Below are 18,195 nucleotides of genomic sequence, written 5' to 3' on the forward strand. Positions count from 1 at the left end.
TATTAATTCGGGCGGTCGGTACGGGTTTTCCAAGTGCCCGAGATTGCCGTAAAAGAGGAGCGACGCGTACTTGAGTACGCGAGCGACGGTTTGAACGGCAAGGTCGGGTGCTCGGGAAACCCGCGGGGATTAGAGAGTCTTAATACGGGTGCCGGCGGCGGTATCTTCAATCGTCAGGCCCAGGTCCTTGAGCTGGTCGCGGATGGCGTCGGCCAGATCCCAGTTCTTGGCGGCACGGGCCTCGGCGCGGGCCTCGAGAATCTTGGCAGCAGCCTCGTCCACGTCGTCGCCCGTATAGGCAACCAGACCGGCGGCAACGCCCAGCAGACCCAGCGGCAGCTCGACCTTGGGCTCGGGAAGCTCAACACCAAACGTATCGAGCAGCTCGACCAGCGTATCGGCGGCGGCCAGGGCAGCGGCCTTGTCGGCAGCGTCGCCCGCCTGCTCCAGGTACTGGTTGCACTCGGTCACAAAGCCAAAGACGGCACCCATGGCACCAGCGGTGTTAAAGTCGTCGTCCATGCACTCCTTAAAGGTGGCACGGGTCTCGGCGGCCTTGGCGGCAAACGCCTCGGATGCTGCCTCATCGGCATCGGCCGTCGCATGGTTCGCGGCCCAACGCAGGTTCTCGACCGTACCGGCGATACGCGTGAGCGAATTCTCGGCACCCTCCAGGCGCTCCCAAGAAAAGTCGAGCGGCGAGCGATAGCTCGTCTGCAGCATCAGCAGGCGCAGGGCGGCAGCGGAGTGCTGCTCGAGGACCTCGGCCAGCGTAAAGAAGTTGCCGAGCGACTTGGACATCTTCTCGCCGTCTACCAGCAGCATGCCCGTGTGCATCCAGGTGTTGGAGAAGCCCTGGTGCCAGGCGCAGGTGGCCTGAGCGCACTCGTTCTCGTGATGCGGGAAGGCAAGGTCGGAGCCGCCGCCGTGGATGTCGATCGGAGTACCCAGGTAGCGATGCACCATGGCGGCGCACTCGGTGTGCCAACCGGGACGGCCCTCGCCCCAGGGGCTCGGCCAGCTGGGCTCGCCGGGCTTGGCGGCCTTCCACAGGGCAAAGTCGAGCGGGTCGTTCTTGTCCTCGTTCTCCTCGATGCGCGCGCCAACCATAAGGTCGTCGATGTTGCGGCCCGAGACCTGACCATAGTTGGGATCGCTGCGCACGGCAAAGTACACATCGCCGTTATCGGCTGCGTAAGCGTGGCCCTGCTCGATAAGCGTCTTGATCATGGCGATCATGGGGCCGATCTCCTTGGTGGCGCGGGGGCGCACATCGGGATCGAGCACGTTGGCGGCGCGCATGACGCCGATGAACTTGTCCGAGAACTCCGTCGCGACCTCGGCGGCCGTGCGGCCCTGCTCGTTGGCGCGCTTGATGATCTTGTCATCAACATCGGTGAGGTTCTGGGCAAACGTGACCTCGTAGCCGCTCGCGATAAGCCAGCGACGAATCACGTCAAAGCTGATGAACGTGCGGGCATTGCCGATGTGGATGTTGTCGTAGACCGTGGGGCCGCACACGTACATGCGGACCTTGCCAGACTCGATGGGCTGGAACTCTTCCTTTTTTTGGGTAGCGCTGTTGTAGATACGCATTCGTTACTCCTTAACGGTTTTCTGTAGCAGGCAGACGGCCCAGGCGCCAATTCCCTCGCCCTGGCCTTCCCAGCCGAGCTTTTCGGTCGTAGTGGCGGCGACGCCCACGTTTTCGACGTCAACGCCCAGGGCATGGGCAAGGTTGGCGCGCATGGCATCGCGGTGCGGGGTGATCTTGGGTTGCTGACAGGCAATGGTGCAATCGGCATCGACAAACTCAAAGCCTAGCTCGCGTGCATAGTCCATCACGCGAGCGAGCAGCACCATCGAGTCGGCGCCCTCATAGGCGGGATCGGTGTCGGGGAATAGCTTGCCGATGTCTCCCCCGCGGCAGGCGCCCAGAATGGCGTCGGCCAAGGCGTGCGCGAGCACATCAGCATCCGAGTGGCCCAGCAGGCCGCGCTCGTAGGGAATGTCGACACCGCCGATGATACATCGACGCCCCTCCACCAGACGGTGGACGTCGTAGCCATGGCCAATGCGCAGGTTACTGAACATGGGGAAGGTCCTCTCCCTCGGCCATGCGGCCAAGCAGAATCGCGGTTACGGGACGCAAGTCCTCGGGCACCGTCACCTTAAGGTTATCGCGCGGGCTCTGGACGCAGCGGACGCGCCCACCCATGCGCTCGACCAGCGACGAATCATCGGTGCCGATAAAGCCCTCGGCAATGGCTACAGCGTGGGCGCGCTTCATAGCATCGACGCTAAAGATCTGCGGCGTCTGCGCGGCCCAATAGAGCTCACGCGGCGGCGTCTCGACGATATTATCGCCGTCGACGATCTTGAGCGTGTCGATCGCGGGCTGACCGCACACGACACCGTCGAGGGCGCGGTCGCCCACAAGCACGTCGATCGCGTGGTCGATGGCCTCGGTCGTAATGAGCGGACGAGCACCATCGTGAATGGCAACGTATTCAAAGCCCGCCGGAACCGCATGCACGCCGGCACGGGTGGAATCCTGGCGGGTATCGCCGGCATCGGCAAAGCTGATGGGCGTGTCATAGTCAAACGGGTCGATGGCCAGGCGGCGCATCTCGGCACGGCGCTCGGCAGGACACACCACCACGATGTGGCCGACCTTGTCGCTCCGGTCGAACGCGCGGATGGACCAGCTCATAAGCGGACGGCCCGCCACGTTAACGAGCTGCTTGCCACCGGGGTTACCAAAGCGCTGGCCGCTGCCGCCGGCAACGACCACGGCGCATACGGGCGCCATTATGCGTTCCCCTGTTTGGTGCCCTTCATGCGGTACAGCGAGTCCGCAAGAATGGCAGGGTTGTTGACGCCAAAGTCGCCCAAGCGCTCCGGATCCTCGCTGATGTCGTCCATGAGCTCCTGCAGCGAGCCATACTCGTCGACGATCTTCTCGGCCACGCCGTCGCGCACGACGGACACGCGCGAAAGCGTGCGCAGGCCCAGCGGCGTCATGACGGAGTCCTCGTCCAAGTCGTCATAGCCCAGAACTGCCGCCACGTGCTGCGGGTCGGACAGGTCCTTAGGCGTCATGCGGCTCAGCTCGGCGCGGATCTTTTCGGCGTTGGCCTCGGAGGAATCGCTCGCGTAGTCGCGAATCATCAGGTCGTACTCGGTATCCATGCTGGAGCCGGCGAGCTGCTCGAGCTGCATCTGCACGAGCTTGCCCTGGTTGCCCAGCTTGACAATGCAATCCTTAAGCTCGGTCTTTGCCTGCTGCATGATCTCGAAGCTCGAAAAGATGCCGGTGATGTCGGCGAGCGTGACGTAGTCGTCGAGCTCAAGGGCTGTCAGGCGCAGCAGGGAGCGATCGAGCGACTGACGGGTAGTCTGGAGCGTGGCGACGAGCTGGTTGACCGAGCTCATGATGGTAGTGACGGGCTGGATCTCGTAACTCTTGCCGTGGACGTACACGTTGACGACGGCGCGACGGGCCGAGACCGAGATCACGATGGCGTCGGTGAGCACCGACATGCGAGCGGCGGTGCGGTGACGCATGCCCGTCTCGCTCGTGGCGAGCGAGGGATCGGGATTGAGGTGGAAGTTGGCGCGCAGGATCTGGGTGAGGTCGCCGTCGATGACGATGGCACCGTCCATCTTGGAGAGCTCGAACAGACGGTTCGAGGTGAACGAAATGTTGAGCGGGAAGCCGTCGTTACCGGCAGCGAGCACGTTTTCGGTGTCGCCGACGCAGATAAGGGCGCCCAGGTGACCGGCGATGATCATGTCGAGGGCGGTGCGGATCGGCTGACCAGGTGCCGTCAGGCGGATGGCCTGTTCCATACGCTTTTGCAGCTCGTTCTTATCCAAGGCATCGCTCCCATCGTATACGCTCCATAAACGTCAATAAGTTTCTCACGGTTTGCCCCTGCGGCGCTTGCGAAATCCGATGCTTACAGAATGAGCGAACACCGCTTAGGTAGCTCATTTGGGACGGGGTTCTTTTGACTGCCCGTGTGGTAGCATCGGGTCTCATATAAATGAGGGAGTAGTCGCGTAATCGGGCTCGCCCGCAGAGAGGGAGCCAGACTATGGGACTCGCAGAGCTCGTGCTGCTCGCCGTTGGCCTTTCGATGGACGCCTTTGCCGTTTCCATCTGCAAGGGTCTCGGCATGAAAAAGATCAACCTTAAGGTCGCCGTAGTGCTCGGCCTGTTCTTTGGCGGCTTCCAGGCCGGCATGCCCGTGATCGGATGGGCGCTTGGCAGCCAGTTTATGGGCATCATCGGCCCCATCGACCACTGGATCGCCTTTATCCTGCTCGCCTTCATCGGCGGCAAAATGCTGTGGGAGGCCTATACCGAGGACGAGGATGAAGGCGACGACAAGGATGCCGAAAAGATTGACCTGGGCGAGTACCTGATCCTCGCCATCGCCACCTCAATTGACGCGCTCGCCGTGGGCATCTCGTTTGCCGCGCTCTCGGTCGACATCGTTCCCGCCGTGTCGCTTATCGGCATCACGACGTTTATCTTCTCCGTCGCCGGCGTAGCAATCGGCCACACCTTTGGCGCGCGCTACGAAAAGCCTGCCACCGTCGTGGGTGGCGTCGTGCTCATCCTCATTGGGCTTAAGATTTTGCTTGAGCATCTGGGGATTTTGGCGCTGTAACGCCAAACATAATCGCTCAAAACTCAACGCCAGCACAAGGCCTCATGCAGAGTTTTGCATAATGCCTTTTCGTGCAGACTTTTGCATGTCATACTGATATGCAAAAGTCTGCACGTTAGGAGATCGCCGTGGATACCTTTCCCATCACCACACCGCGCAAGCCGGCATCTACGTGCGTCAGGCGCGCGAGGCGCAGGGGATCACCCGTGCGGCCCTCGCTAAAAAAGCCGGTGTTTCGGAGCGCCTGCTCGCATCGCTCGAGCTGGGAGACGCCACGGGCATTCGACTCGACAAGTTGCTGACCGTCTTTAACGCACTCGGCATAGGTCTCTTCGCGCAAAGCGATAACGACTCCATCGCATCGCCCTCCGAACATCCGGCGACGATAGTGAACCTCCCTATCGCGAACTCGAATACCCTGCCAAAGCCAAGCGTAGGCAGACGACCCACTCGACAAGGAACGCCATCTTCCTATGGTGCCTTGCTGGCCCAAATCGCAGCCGAGCAAGGCCTTTCCGGCACTTCAAACCTCTCCTTTGGCTGCAAGGTTGTGAAATAAATGGCAGAGATGGAGCTCACGACCCTCATTTGTGGCGAAATCGCCGGCACTCTCCGGCAAGACGAGCATGGACTCTGCAGCTTTGCATACGCCCCAACCTATCGCGGAGCACCGTTATCGCTAACAATGCCGCTTTCCAATCGCACGTATGGCCATAACATCGTCCGCCCGTTCCTATTTGGCCTTTTGCCCGACAGTCAAGAGCAGCGTCGCGCTATTGCCACCGAGCATGATGTTGCATCCAACAACCCCGTCGCCCTCTTGTGCCATATCGGTCTTGACTGCGCGGGGGCCGTTCAGTTTTGTCGAGCCGATCAATTAGACGCCGCCCGCGGCAGGGTCTCGGCATACCGCCCGCTTACCAATTCTCAAATCGCTCACAAGCTCAAAGCAATTCGCGATGACGAAAGAGAGACATGGATGGGCTCCAACGAAAGCTGGTCCCTGGGCGGCAATCAAGGCAAATTTGCACTAGCTTGGCATGATGGCCAATGGTGCGAATGTCTAGGGTCATCCCCCACTACCCATATCTTCAAAAATGGTGTCGTTGGGTTCAAACATCAGGCCTTAAACGAATTCGTCTGCATGAAAACGGCTCGGCGTGTTGGCATTCCAACTGCCAACGTCTCCCATTACACATTTGAAGACGAAGCCGCGCTCGTCGTTGAACGGTACGACAGAATGGTCAATAGCAGCGGAAATATCGAAAGGCTGCATCAGGAGGACTTTTGCCAGGCGCTCGGTGTATTGCCAAGCCAGAAATACACCGCCGACGGAGGACCAACTACACGAGACATCCAAGAACGACTGATTAACACAGTCCCCCACCACATGAATCTTGTGCTTTTTACCTATATGTTGTTCTATAACGCCATTATCGGAGCGCCTGACGCACACGCTAAAAACTACTCGCTCATCCTTGGCAAAGGCACAAACGCGGCACTCGCACCCATGTACGATGTCGCATCGGGCTTAGCATACGAACGTATGCGGCGAAAAGCGCGCCTTGCCATGAGCGTTGGCGGCGAAAATCGTGTGGGGCGCATCGGTCCAGGCGCTATCCGCCGATACCACGGTATGGGAGACCCCGCGCTGGAGGCGACGCTCACCGATGCCGGGCCATCCGAGAAGTTTTGCTTTGCGACCATGATGGACCTCGCCTACGAGGTGCCCATTTGCATGGAAGAGGTCATGGACGAATACGCCGACCTGCCCGGCATGGCGGACCTGCGCGAGCATATGCTCGGCCCCGTCCGCGAAAACTGCCAGCGCACCCTCGACCTCATCAGGGCAGAAATGGACTAGACACCAGACTATTTCCCATTTTTCAAACAAAAGAGAGGGGGCACCCGTCGCAAAAGCTCGGGTGCCCCCTCACGTAATGTCATTTGCAATCCGCTAGCACGTGGCTCGGACTGCTGCTAGCGCAACCTTTACGCGGCAAGGCGCTTGAGGACGTCGATGAGCAGCTCGTAGAAGCGCTCGGCAGAAGCGAGCTCCATGCTCTCGTCCGGGGTGTGGACATCGGAGAGCGTCGGGCCCACGGCGATGGCGTCCAGGCCGTGCAGGGCCTCGGCAAACAGGCCGCACTCAAGGCCGGCGTGAATGGACTCGATGCGCAGCTCGGAGCCAAAGAGCTCGCGATAGCTCTCGACAAAGACGTCGCGGACCGGCGAATGCTCGGCATAGCTCCAGCCGGGATACTCGAACTCAAACTTGGCGTCGAAGCCCAGGACATCGGCCAGCGTCTGCAGGCGGTCCTTGAACTCGTTCTGCAGCGAGGTGATCGAGGAGCGCGGGGACAACATGATCTTGACCTCGTCATCAGAAGTGGCAACCACACCGATGTTGGAGGAAACCTCCACGGAGCCGTCGGTGGCGACGTTGCGACGAATCACACCGTTGGGGGCAAGACGCAGGGCGCGGATGAGGGCAAGCGCGGACTTCTGGTCCATGGCCTCGACCTCGGCGTCGTCGGCAATCTCGACGGTGCAGGTAAAGCCGGGGTCGAAGACCTCAAGCTCGGCGGTGACGTCGGCGATGATGCCCCTTGCGATCTGGGCCGCGGCCTCGGCGGCAGCGTGGTCGGCGTAAACCAGCTCGGCCTTGCACTCACGGTTGATGGCGTTGTCCTTAGTGCCGCCGTTAAAGCTGACGATGGCGGGCTCGCCGGCGACCATCAGGCGGTCGATGATGCGGGCCATGATAAGGTTGCCGTTGCCGCGCTCCAGGTTGATGTCGGAGCCGGAGTGACCGCCCAGCAGGCCGGAGATGTCGAGCGTGAGGGTGCTACCGGTCTTGTGCTCGCGCGCGATCGGGCACGTGTAGGTAACGACGACGCCGCCGGCGCAGCTGACGGTGGCAACGCCCTCTTCCTCGGAGTCAAGGTTAATCATGGTGCGGGCGCTAATCTGGGACTTGTCGAGCGTCTCGGCGCCGACCAGGCCGGTCTCCTCGTCGGTGGTGAATACGCACTCGAGGGCCGGATGGGTAATCGAATCGTCGTTGAGCACGGTAAGCATAAGCGCGACGGCAATGCCGTTGTCGGCACCCAGGGTGGTGCCGTTGGCGGTAAGGACACCATCCTTGACGACCAGGTCGATACCATCGGTCGTAAAGTCGTGCTCGACGGAGCCCAACTTGTCGCACACCATGTCGATATGGCCCTGCAGCATTACGGTCGGGGCATTCTCGGCACCGGCAGATGCGGGCTTGCGAATGATGACGTTGTAGACCTCGTCCTGATACACATCGAGACCGCGCTCCTTGGCAAACGCGACCAGGAAATCGCTGATGCCCTTCTCGTTGCCAGAACCACGGGGGATCGCGCTGACCTCCTCAAAGAAATGGAACAGCTGGGCGGGCTCGTAGCCGGTAATCTTGTAGTCCATGGTGCCTCCTTGGCGCAACTGGTTAGACAGTAAGACATGCGCCTTGTATATTCCCAGACTTTGCGTGCATAAACCAGTCGAAAACGCCGAGCGCCCCCGCATCATCGGCTAACGGCGGGGAAACACCACTTTATCAAGATAAAGCATGTTAGACGGGCCGCGCCGAAGGGACGCTGGACCCTTCAACCAACCTCAACGCCTGATCAACGTTTATGCATACACCATTGGTATGCTTAATGAGATTTTTGTCCTCCGTCACGACGTAATCGACGTCGATGCGATTGGCAACGCCCAGCATCAGGTCATCCTCAAAGTCATTGTGATGATACTTGAACACAAAGGAGTCGAAGACCTCGTCTGCACCGACCGGCGCGATGAGGGCGAGCTCGCGCATCTGCCGAACGCATGCCCAGGCCGTTTCGTCCGCCGCCGCAATGGCGTTATCGCTCAGCGAACCATTCTTCCTTCGGCACTCCCTCTTAATCGCCGCCGAGACAAGATACGAGACATCTTTGACTGAAAGAGACGAGGCAAACAGGGCAATCTGCTCCGAGACATCGGCAATCTCGAATAGACGGACAACATCCGCTGTCCGGTCCGACCTTCCAGAAAAGTAATCCATCCATACGTTGGTGTCGATGAGCAACTTGAGAATGCCGTCTGCACTCATAGCTCCACCCACTCGGGATAGCGCTCCGCCATTGCTTCCTCATAGAGGTCATCGTAGTCACCCAAGAGGTCGGGAACAGGGATGCCATATTTGAGGCACGCATCGCGCACGATGTGGCTGCCTTGCGTAACCCTTGATTCCACCGACGCAGTCGCTGGCACGTTAGAGCTCGGTACCGCAATCCCCGATCTCGAGGGCATGCATCCGTTGACGACCAGATATTCCCAAAGTGTCCGCACCGCTTGAGACGGCGTCATGCCGATATGCGCCAGCACGGCGTCCCCAGCCTCTTTGAGTTGGCGATCCATGCGTACATTCATCTGGACCGGCCGTGAGTCGAGTACCGATATAGGCATGCTAGCTCCTTCTGCTATACATATTTGTATTTTGAGTATAGCACCATTTACTCATAAAAAGGGGCGCCCCGACAGGAGTGCCCCTTCGCAAAGCTATGTTAATCCCTACAGCGCGCCGGAACCGGCTTGCATCATGCCGCCGGGACCCGAGCTCACGCCACTGCTCACAGGCGCGGCGTTGCCGGTGTGCGGCGCCGCCGGAGCGGTATCGCCACCGAGCGTGCCCGCCGGACGCGGTGCCGGGATCTCGCCCGTGCCATGGCTAAAGACAAACTTGCCGTCGGCCACATCGCACAGGACGGTATCGCCCTCGCCCCACTCGCCGGCCAGCAGCTCCTCGGACAGCGGATCCTCGATGAGCTTTTGGATGGCACGACGCAGCGGACGCGCACCGTTGGTGAGGTCGGTGCCCTCGGCCACGATCTTGTCGTAGGCCGCATCGGTGAGCTTGATGTTCATGCCGTTGGCAATCAGACGCTGACGCAGGTCGTCCACCAGCAGGTGCGCGATCTTGGTCAGGTTCTCGCCCGAAAGCTTCTGGAACACCACGATGTCGTCGATACGGTTGAGCAGCTCGGGGCGGAACAGGCGCTTGAGCTCGCCCATCGCACGGCCCTTAATCTCGCTCGAGGTAAGGCCCTGCTCGCCGGTGGTGCCGAAGCCAACGCTCGCATCCTGCGCAATCTCGCGGGCGCCCACGTTGGACGTCATGATGATCACGGTATTACGGAAGTCGACCGTCTTGCCCTGGCTATCGGTCAGGCGGCCCTCCTCCAGCACCTGCAGCAGAATGTTGAAGATATCGGGGTGCGCCTTCTCGATCTCGTCGAACAGCACGACCGAATACGGGTGACGACGAACGGCCTTGGTGAGCTGACCGCCCTCGTCATGGCCAACGTAGCCCGGGGGGCTACCGATAAGCTTGGAGACCTCGAACTCGCTGCCGAACTCCGACATGTCGAAGCTGATGAGCGCGTCCTTGCTGCCAAAGAGATACTCGGCGAGCGTCTTGGCGAGCTCGGTCTTGCCCGTGCCGGTGGGGCCCAGGAAGATAAAGCTGCCGCCGGGGCGACGCGGATCCTTGAGCGGCGAGCGACTGCGGCGCACGGCCTTGGCAACGGCCTCGACGGCCTCGTCCTGGCCGATAATGCGGGTCTTGAGCACGCTTTCGGCCTGTAGCAGGCGACGGCTCTCGCTCTCGGTAAGCGAGGACACCGGCACGCCCGAGGTCACGGACACGATATCGGCGATCTGACTCACATCGATGGTGAGCGGGCTGGCGTCGAGCTCGGCGGTCCAGGCGGCCTTGGCCTCGGCGAGCTCAATCTCGGCGGCCTTCTGCCGCTCGGTAATCTCGGCGGCCTTGTTCATGTCGTCGCTCTCGGTGGCCTCCTGCGCGGCGGCCTTGAGCTCCTCTATGCGATGCTCGGCCTCGCGCACCGGCTCGGGCGCGCGATTCGCGGCGATGCGAGCGCGGGCACCGGCCTCGTCAATGAGGTCGATGGCCTTATCGGGCAGGAAGCGATCCTGGATGTAGCGGTTGGAAAGGTTCGCGGCGGCCTCGATAGCACCCTGCGTATAGCGCACATGGTGGTGCTCCTCGTAGCGCGGCTTGAGCGCGGTCAGGATCTTGACCGTGTCCTCGACGCTCGGCTCCTCGACATCGATGGTCTGGAAGCGACGCTCGAAGGCCGGGTCCTTGGTGAGGTACTTGCGGAATTCCTCGGCCGTGGTGGCGCCGATAATCTGGAAGGCACCGCGCGCGAGCACGGGCTTGAGCATAGAGCTCGCGTCGATGGAGCCCTCAGCAGAACCGGCACCGATGATGGTGTGCATCTCGTCGATAAACAGGATGACGTCGTCGGCTTCGGTGGCCTCTTGGATCACGTTCTTGAGGCGCTCCTCAAACTCGCCGCGATACTTGGCACCCGCCACGAGGCCCGGCAGGTCGAGCGTCCAGATATTCTGGTTCATGAGGTTCTCGGGCACGTTGCCGGCTGCAATCTGCTGAGCCAGGCCCTCGACGATGGCCGTCTTGCCCACGCCGGGGTCGCCCAGAATGAGCGGGTTGTTCTTGGTGCGGCGCGAAAGAATTTCCATCATACGCTGGACTTCCTTTTCGCGACCAATTACAGGGTCGAGCTCGCCATCGCGCGCCTTCTGCGTGAGGTTGGTCGCGAACTGCTTAAGCGTATCGGTGCCACTCCCCTTTTGCTGAGAGGCATCCGAGCCGCTAAAGAACGGCAGGCCCGCACCGGGACGCCCGGCACCGGCGCCGGCGAGCGGACGCTTCTTGTCCTGGTCCTTGGCAGTGAGTTTCTCGATAGCCTTTTTGATAGAGGCGGACGACACACCCAGGCGCATGAGGATGTCCATGGCCATGCCGTTGCCCTCTTCGACGATGCCGATCAGCAAGTGCTCGGTCGACACGTAGGTCTGGTTATTCTCACGCGCCACGCGGAATGAACGCTCCATAACGCTAATGACGAGCGGCGTAAAGGCGAGCTTAGCCGCCTCGGTCTCCTCACTGGGCTCGGGAACCGTGGTCTGGACCTCCTTGAGGGTGTCCATGATGTCGTCGTAGGAGATATCAAGCGAGCGCAGTGCCTCGGCGGCAATGCCCTCGTCCTCCTTGGCAAGCGCGAGCAGCAGGTGCTCGGTGCCCACCTTATTTGAATGAAGATCGAGCGCCTCCTGTTTGGCCATCGACATGACCTTGCGCGCTCGATCGGTAAATCTATCTAACATGCTCGTTTCCTTACATGAGTTCATCGAAATCAAAACGCCCGCCCGTCGGCGGCGCTTTTGTCTCTTTACCCACAGGTTGTCTATGTTAACAGCTGGAGGAATATCTATAAACCCGGCTCACATGAATGCAGGTTATGACCGCATCGCGGGACTCACCGCGCGATGCGCGACAGGCGCCCCGCAAGAGAAACCCTAGGCGTCTTTCACCACGTCGGGACTCGTCGCACGCGATGCGCGATAGGCATCGGCCTCCTTGGAGACGCGTTCGAGCAGCTCGGATGTATCGACGCCCTCGACTTGCGCGACCGTTTCCACCGTCTGCATGGCGACCGCCCTCAGGTACGCGCACGCGCTGTCCCCCAGCTGCTCGAGGTCTATCTCCTCGCCGCCCTCCCGGGCAAAGCCGACCGCCATCACAAAGTCCATGATGCCCGAGACCAGAAAGCCCACCGCAAAGCTCGAATCCGCCTTGAGCTCTTCTCCGTCGGGGTGGACGATCTCTCTCACGCGGTCGATGATGATCGTATGGATGCCCTGTACGACCTGCTCGGCGGCACCCGCCCTCATGGTGATGACGATGCGCCGCAGCAGGCAGCGGACGTCGCGCCGGTCGAACGCCGAAAGGTCGCCCTCGCTCGAAAAATGCCAGAGGGCATCGGTGATGAGCTCGTTATCCTGTAGCAGTTGGGCTATGGCGATGGCGACGAGTTCATCGAAATCGTGAAAATAGTAGTAAAACGTTCCGCGATTGCACCGGGCGGCGCGGGTCACCTCGCCAACCGACAGCTCGAAGATGCTGTTGTTCTCGATGAGCTCCCAAAACGCCTCGATGATACGGGTGCGTGCATCGGGCGCATCGGCGTCCTTACGCGGTCTCGCCATGCGCCTCACCGCACCCCTGCGCCTTGGCGTTCATGATGAGCATCTGAAGACGGTTCTCCACGTTGGCGAAGCTCACGTCGGGATCGTAGTCGAGCGGCAGGAACTGCGCCGTGGGATACTGCTCCTTGAGCGCATGGATGAGCCCGCGCCCCACGACATGGTTGGGCAGACACCCGAACGGCTGCAGGATCACGAAGTTGCGGCAGCCGCGCTTGGCGTGCTCGAGGATCTCCGCCGGAATCAGCACGCCCTCGCCCGCATCGAACGTATGGTGCAGGATCTTATCGCTCGCGCGCACGAGCTCGGGCATGCGCGTCGGCGACTCGTAGAGCGGGCTCGCCGCGCCCAGGCGGTCGCAACGGTCGTGCGCGAGCTCGAACAGGTTGTCCGCCGTGGCGTACCAGGCCTTTTCGGGCAGCGACAGGTCGACGTGGAACTCGCGCGACTGCGCATGCTTGTAGAAATAGGTCTTGCGGATCACGTCGGTCATGCGCGCCTCGATGACCTCGAGCCCGTTGTCCTCGAGGTAGCGCTCGATCTCGTGGTTGGCGCCGAGATGGAAATTGAGCAGGTACTCGCCCACGATGAGAACGGTCGGATGCGGGTTCGAGCGGTCGTACGGAACGGCGTCCATGATCGCAAGCGCGCGTTTGAAGCCCGTCGCCTGGCCTCTCAGCCCGGAGCGCTCCATGCCCTCGATAACCTCATCGAGCGCGCGGTCGAACGCAGCGTCCGCCGCGCCCTTCTCGAGCTCGTAGGGACGGATGCGCCTAAGCATGGCCTCGAGGGCATCGATCATGGGAAGACCGTAGGCGATCTGGATGCTCGGGCCAAGGCCGAGCTTGAAGCCCGGATGCGCATTGTGGGCATCGACGTCGTCGTTGGTGAGCACCGGGACATAGTCGTATCCCGCGTCGTCGAGCGCGCGGCGCAGCAGGGGCATGTAGTGCGTCAGGCGGCAGTCGCCGATATACTTGCCAGTCACCACGGCGACGTCGTGCGGGTCGTACTTACCGCTCTCGAGTGCCGCGAGCGCCTCGCCGATCACGATTTGCGCGGGGAAGCAGATGTCGTTGTGCACATAGCGTTTGCCCAGGCGGATGGCATCCTCGCGCCCGATATCAAGGGCCTCGGCGCGCACGCCCTGATTGCGCATCGCCGCGGTCATGAGCCTGCAGAACGCATGGGAGGTGTTGGGGACCAGCGCGATCTTGTCGTGCCGGTCGCGCTTGGTGTACTTGACCTTATACGGGTCGTCGAGCGGATGGACCGCGTGCACCCGGGCGCCCTCGGCACGCTCCTCCGCGCGACGACGGTTGACCGACTCGATAAACGAACGCACGCGAATGCCCATGGGACCGGCGACGTCGCTCTCATCGAGCTTGATCATCATCGGAACCTTGGAGCCCATCTCGCCCATCATGCGCGCGATCTCGTCGGTGAGATACGCATCGTGGCCGCAGCCGAAGCTGCCCATCTGCACGAGCTCGAGCTCGGGCGTCGATGCGACGATGACCGCGCACGACAGCATGCGCGCATGGTAGTTGTTCACGATGTCGATGCGGCTGTTGGAAAGATCGACGTTGTAGACCCCCGGCACCGCATCGGGCGTCAGCACGGGGATGCCGCGCTCAGAGAAGAGCTTGGGCAGCCCGTGGTTGACCAGCGGGTCGTTGTGGTACGGGCGCGAAGCGATCACCACCGCGTAGCCGCCGTCCTCGCGCACGTTCTCGAGCACCTGCCTGCCGCGCAGCTGCAGCTGGTTCTCAAACGTCTGCTGCGCGCGGTCCGCCTGCTCGGTCGCCTTGGCAACCAGGTCGGCATCGATATCGAAGGTCTCCTTGCACCACGCCTTGAGCTGGCGGTTTCGGTCGCCCTCGTCGTACCAGTGGAACAGCGGCGTATCGAACGGAACGCCGAAACGCTCCTCCGGGTTATCGGAATTGCGCATCACGTAGGGGTATCCCTTTACGACGGCGCACATCCACTCGCTGGTAGAGGCGGTGTTTTCGGTGGGCACCGTCGTGATGATGGGCATGAAGATGCGGTCGACGCCGGCGTCGACGAGATTGCGGATGTGCCCGTGGACGAGCTTGGCCGGGAAGCACACGGTGTCGGATGTGACGTGCGCCAGACCGCGCTCGTACATCGCCTTGGTGCTGCGTCCCGAGACGCGCACCTTAAAGCCGAGCGTGCTGAAGAACGTCGACCAGAACGGCATGGTGTCCCAGAACTCGAGCACACGGGGAATGCCGATCGTGACATCGCGCCCCCCGCAGACGGGAACCGTGGGGTACGACTCGAACAGCAGCTTCTCGCGGTCGACAAAGAGATTGGGGGCAGCCGCGGTCCGGTCGCGCCCCGTGCCGGGTGCCTGTGCCTCGCAAGTACCCTGCGGACGCAGCTCCTCCGCCGCGGGAACCTCGCGCACGAGCTCATCCCATGAGATGGCGCCGCCGCGCGGGCAGCGATTGCCCGTGACGTAAAGCGAGCCGTCGCCAAATGCCACGACCGCGCGCTGGCAGCGGTTGTTGCACCGACGGCAGGTAACGCCGCCGAACTCGCGATGCTCGAAGCGCTCCACGGCATCGAGCCCGATAAACGACGTGCCGGCGTCGCCCTTGCGGCATTCCTCGCGCGCGAGCAGGGCGATACCGATAGCGCCCATCAGCCCCGGGTGGGGCGCACGCGTGACGGGTTTGCCCAGATACTGCTCGAATGCGCGCAGCACCGCGTCGTTTCGGAACGTGCCGCCCTGGACGACGACTTTGTCGCCCAGACGGTTGAGATTTGAAACGCGAATGACCTTGGTGAACACGTTCTCGATAATCGAACGGCAGAGACCGGCCATGATGTCGCCCGGACCCTTACCGCGCCGCTGCTCGGAAACGACGCTGCTGTTCATGAACACCGTGCAGCGGCTGCCGAGAACGGCGGGGGCTTTGGACGAAAATGCCTCGGTCGCGATATCCTCAACGGCTATTCCGAGGTTTTTGGCAAAACCCTCGAGGAACGAGCCGCAGCCCGCAGAGCACGCCTCGTTGACGACGATATCGGTCAGCACGCCGTGGTTGAGCCAGATGGCCTTCATATCCTGTCCGCCGATGTCGAGCACGAAGGTCGCATCGGGAACGCATGTGCACGCGGCGCGGGCGTGCGCGACCGTCTCGACCGTATGGTAGTCGGCGTGGAACGCGCGCGCGAAAAGCTCCTCGCCGTATCCCGTGGTGCCCACGGCATCGATCGCAAGCGTGACTCCCGCTGTCTCCCAGCGGTTCTTCAAGCTGACAAGACCCTGTTGGGCGACGTCGAGCGGTCTGCCGTTATTAGACGCGTAGAACGAATCGACAAGCTCACCCGCCTCATCGACCAGGACGAACTTGGTCGTCGTGCTCCCCGAATCGATACCGAGCGCCACACGCACCGTCTCTCCGGGCGCATACGCATCCGGACCCTTTGCCGGCGTCTCTTTGCCATGGCGTGCCGTAAAATCCGCCTGCTCGGCAGGTGTGGCAAAAAAGGGCTGGGCAAGACGTCCCTCCCCGCTTGCGGGCGCGACCGTCTCGAGCTTATCCAGCCGGACAAAAGCGTCGGGAAGGTCGATCGGTTGGGACGATGCGAACATGTCGGTCAGCGACAGGGCGGCACCGCGCGCGACCATGATCTGCGGATCGCGCGGGACGATAACCTGATCGTCCGATAGATTCAGTTGCTCCCGGAACACGCGGACCAGCGTGGGGTTGTAGGCGAGCGTACCGCCCTCGAAGATTACCGGCGGCTCGATGTCGATACCCTGGGCCAGACCGCCGATCGTTTGGCGGGCGACCGCGTGAAGCGCCGAAAGCGCCAGGTCGGTGGTAGGAATGCCCTCGTTGAGCAGCGGATGGATATCGGTCTTTGCGTACACGCCGCAGCGGCCCGAGACCTCGTGGACGGTCGTTCCCCGGCTTGCGAGCTGCTCGAACTCGCCCGATTCGGTGCCGACCCCCATGAGCTTTGCCATCTCGTCGATAAATGCACCGGTACCGCCTGCGCACGAACCGTTCATGCGCATGTCGGCAACCTCGATGTCTCCCTTATCGTTGGTGCGGAAGAAGATCATCTTGGCGTCTTGGCCGCCCAGCTCGATGGCGCAGCGCGTCTGCGGATAGAACCTGCTGATCGCGAGCGCGTTGGCGACCACCTCCTGAACGTACGAGGCGCCCAGCGCGGTCGCGATATCGCGCGCACCCGAGCCGGTCACCGCAACGCGCAGCGACTCATGGGGAAAGCGCTCGGCGAGCTCGCCGAGCATGGCGCGCACGCTCGCTGTCTGACACGCCCCATGGCGGCGATATCCCCACCACGCCTCGGTCATATCCTCGTGCATCGCGTAAACTTTGGTCGTCGTCGACCCTACGTCCAGTCCTACTAGCAACGCCATAATGCTCCGTCTCTCGCATTTTTCCTGCTAGAGATATACCACTCTACGTAATACAACAGACTGTTGTATTTAAACTCCGTATAAAAAGCGGCTACCGAAACGCTTCAGCAGCCGCCGAATGCACCAACAGATTCTTCTGCGCGCTAGCACGTCGGGCAACGGAGCAGCACGGGCCCTCCGGTCATGCGCACCGCTCACGCCCGCGATGTCGCCGAGAGAGCTATCCACGCTTAGGGCTCCAACCAAGCAAGTCGCCCGCGCTCAGCAGATCCCTAAGCGAGCTACTCGCACTCAGGAGCCATAGCCTGCTCCAAGAGCTCGGCATGCTCCTCCTTGAAAACCGTCCCCACAGGGAAGGCGCGACGGAAGACGAAGTGGGAAATCGGACCGGCTACCAAAAGGTTCCACGGCAGCGCCATCACAAAATTATGCGGAATGTTGACGAGCCACATCATCGGCAGCGCCTGCAGATTGGCAAGCGGGCCGCCGGGCATATGGAACAGGCCTTCGCACGCGCCGTAGAGCGACATGATGATGACCATGGGAACGACCATGCAGGAGCTGACGGCGAGCGTCATGGCGAGCGGCGAGCTCTTGCCCGGAGTGACCAAGTACTTAAAGGCGAAACCCTTGGCAAGCGGGCTGGCGACGAACCGGTCGCAGTACACGGCAAAGATATAGGCAACGGGGAAGCCGAGCCACGCAGCGGCAACGACCTCGCCGTTGATGGCCCCGTGCTGCAGGGCAACGTTGTAGATGCTCATCCAGAGCACCATGCAAAAGCACATGATAAAGGTGAACAGCAGGCTCTCTCGTTTGTTGATAGGCATAAAGGGCATGGTCCTTTCTGTGTTGCGCCGCGGCGCACAACAAAAACGGGCGGGCGAGATGGAGCTGTTGGGACTTCATCTCGCCCGCCCGTGGTACGCGCGTCTGCGACTACTTATGTGGTGGAACCAGCCTAGCACGAAACGCATGCGCTTCGTA

At 61.6% G+C, this 18,195-nt stretch carries 14 protein-coding genes; 3 read left to right on the forward strand and 11 right to left on the reverse strand.

The genetic code is table 11. The features are described from left to right. Nucleotides 1-129 precede the first annotated feature (129 nt). From cysS to disA, 4 genes are read right to left on the reverse strand one after another with little or no spacing between them, the layout of a single operon-like run. Nucleotides 130-1,596: a cysteine--tRNA ligase gene (cysS, locus tag ACGHEN_RS08590; RefSeq protein WP_390398780.1), complete on the reverse strand. Its 1,467-nt coding sequence runs from the start codon at nt 1,594-1,596 to the stop codon at nt 130-132. A gap of 3 nt (nt 1,597-1,599) precedes the next feature. Then, nucleotides 1,600-2,094, reverse strand: coding sequence for a 2-C-methyl-D-erythritol 2,4-cyclodiphosphate synthase (gene ispF / locus ACGHEN_RS08595; protein WP_006234975.1), 495 nt, complete (start codon nt 2,092-2,094; stop codon nt 1,600-1,602). Next, the gene (gene ispD / locus ACGHEN_RS08600) at nt 2,084-2,812 is read right to left on the reverse strand and encodes a 2-C-methyl-D-erythritol 4-phosphate cytidylyltransferase (RefSeq protein ID WP_320677888.1); all 729 of its coding nucleotides are present in this window, start codon (nt 2,810-2,812) and stop codon (nt 2,084-2,086) included. Before ispD ends, ispF begins: the two co-directional genes overlap by 11 nt. Then, on the reverse strand, nt 2,812-3,852 hold the full coding sequence (gene disA, locus ACGHEN_RS08605) for a DNA integrity scanning diadenylate cyclase DisA (protein WP_369796797.1): 1,041 nt from the start codon (nt 3,850-3,852) through the stop codon (nt 2,812-2,814). The genes ispD and disA overlap by 1 nt, the downstream gene beginning before the upstream one ends. A gap of 248 nt (nt 3,853-4,100) precedes the next feature. Between disA and ACGHEN_RS08610 the strand changes: the two genes are divergently transcribed. The 3 genes from ACGHEN_RS08610 to ACGHEN_RS08620 all read left to right on the forward strand — a co-directional run bounded on the left by ACGHEN_RS08610 (nt 4,101) and on the right by ACGHEN_RS08620 (nt 6,543). Beyond that, on the forward strand, nt 4,101-4,679 hold the full coding sequence (locus ACGHEN_RS08610; RefSeq protein ID WP_195625126.1) for a manganese efflux pump MntP family protein: 579 nt from the start codon (nt 4,101-4,103) through the stop codon (nt 4,677-4,679). A gap of 172 nt (nt 4,680-4,851) precedes the next feature. Beyond that, a complete protein-coding gene (locus tag ACGHEN_RS08615; protein WP_390398782.1) occupies nt 4,852-5,238 on the forward strand; it encodes a multiprotein-bridging factor 1 family protein in 387 nt (128 codons plus the stop codon). Further along, complete coding sequence (locus tag ACGHEN_RS08620) at nt 5,239-6,543, forward strand: type II toxin-antitoxin system HipA family toxin (protein WP_320677890.1); 1,305 nt, start codon at nt 5,239-5,241, stop codon at nt 6,541-6,543. 128 nt (nt 6,544-6,671) lie between these two features. Here the strand turns inward: ACGHEN_RS08620 and ACGHEN_RS08625 are convergent, their stop codons facing one another. The 7 genes from ACGHEN_RS08625 to ACGHEN_RS08655 form a co-directional block, all read right to left on the reverse strand. Further along, nucleotides 6,672-8,129: an aminoacyl-histidine dipeptidase gene (locus tag ACGHEN_RS08625; protein WP_390398785.1), complete on the reverse strand. Its 1,458-nt coding sequence runs from the start codon at nt 8,127-8,129 to the stop codon at nt 6,672-6,674. Between the two features lie 148 nt (nt 8,130-8,277). Continuing rightward, nucleotides 8,278-8,799, reverse strand: a complete 522-nt coding sequence (locus ACGHEN_RS08630) for a PIN domain-containing protein (protein WP_215694648.1) — start codon at nt 8,797-8,799, stop codon at nt 8,278-8,280. Beyond that, a complete protein-coding gene (locus ACGHEN_RS08635; protein ID WP_390398788.1) occupies nt 8,796-9,155 on the reverse strand; it encodes a type II toxin-antitoxin system RelB/DinJ family antitoxin in 360 nt (119 codons plus the stop codon). Before ACGHEN_RS08635 ends, ACGHEN_RS08630 begins: the two co-directional genes overlap by 4 nt. A gap of 105 nt (nt 9,156-9,260) precedes the next feature. Continuing rightward, complete coding sequence (locus ACGHEN_RS08640) at nt 9,261-11,903, reverse strand: ATP-dependent Clp protease ATP-binding subunit (RefSeq protein ID WP_390398791.1); 2,643 nt, start codon at nt 11,901-11,903, stop codon at nt 9,261-9,263. A gap of 192 nt (nt 11,904-12,095) precedes the next feature. Continuing rightward, the gene (locus ACGHEN_RS08645; protein WP_055285228.1) at nt 12,096-12,785 is read right to left on the reverse strand and encodes a TetR/AcrR family transcriptional regulator; all 690 of its coding nucleotides are present in this window, start codon (nt 12,783-12,785) and stop codon (nt 12,096-12,098) included. Further along, nucleotides 12,769-17,208: an acyl-CoA dehydratase activase gene (locus ACGHEN_RS08650; RefSeq protein ID WP_390398792.1), complete on the reverse strand. Its 4,440-nt coding sequence runs from the start codon at nt 17,206-17,208 to the stop codon at nt 12,769-12,771. Before ACGHEN_RS08650 ends, ACGHEN_RS08645 begins: the two co-directional genes overlap by 17 nt. Before the next feature lie 281 nt (nt 17,209-17,489). Continuing rightward, on the reverse strand, nt 17,490-18,038 hold the full coding sequence (locus ACGHEN_RS08655; protein ID WP_390398794.1) for a DUF2798 domain-containing protein: 549 nt from the start codon (nt 18,036-18,038) through the stop codon (nt 17,490-17,492). Nucleotides 18,039-18,195 lie beyond the last annotated feature (157 nt).

Source organism: Collinsella sp. i06-0019-1H4 (assembly GCF_042849575.1).
Taxonomy (GTDB): domain Bacteria; phylum Actinomycetota; class Coriobacteriia; order Coriobacteriales; family Coriobacteriaceae; genus Collinsella.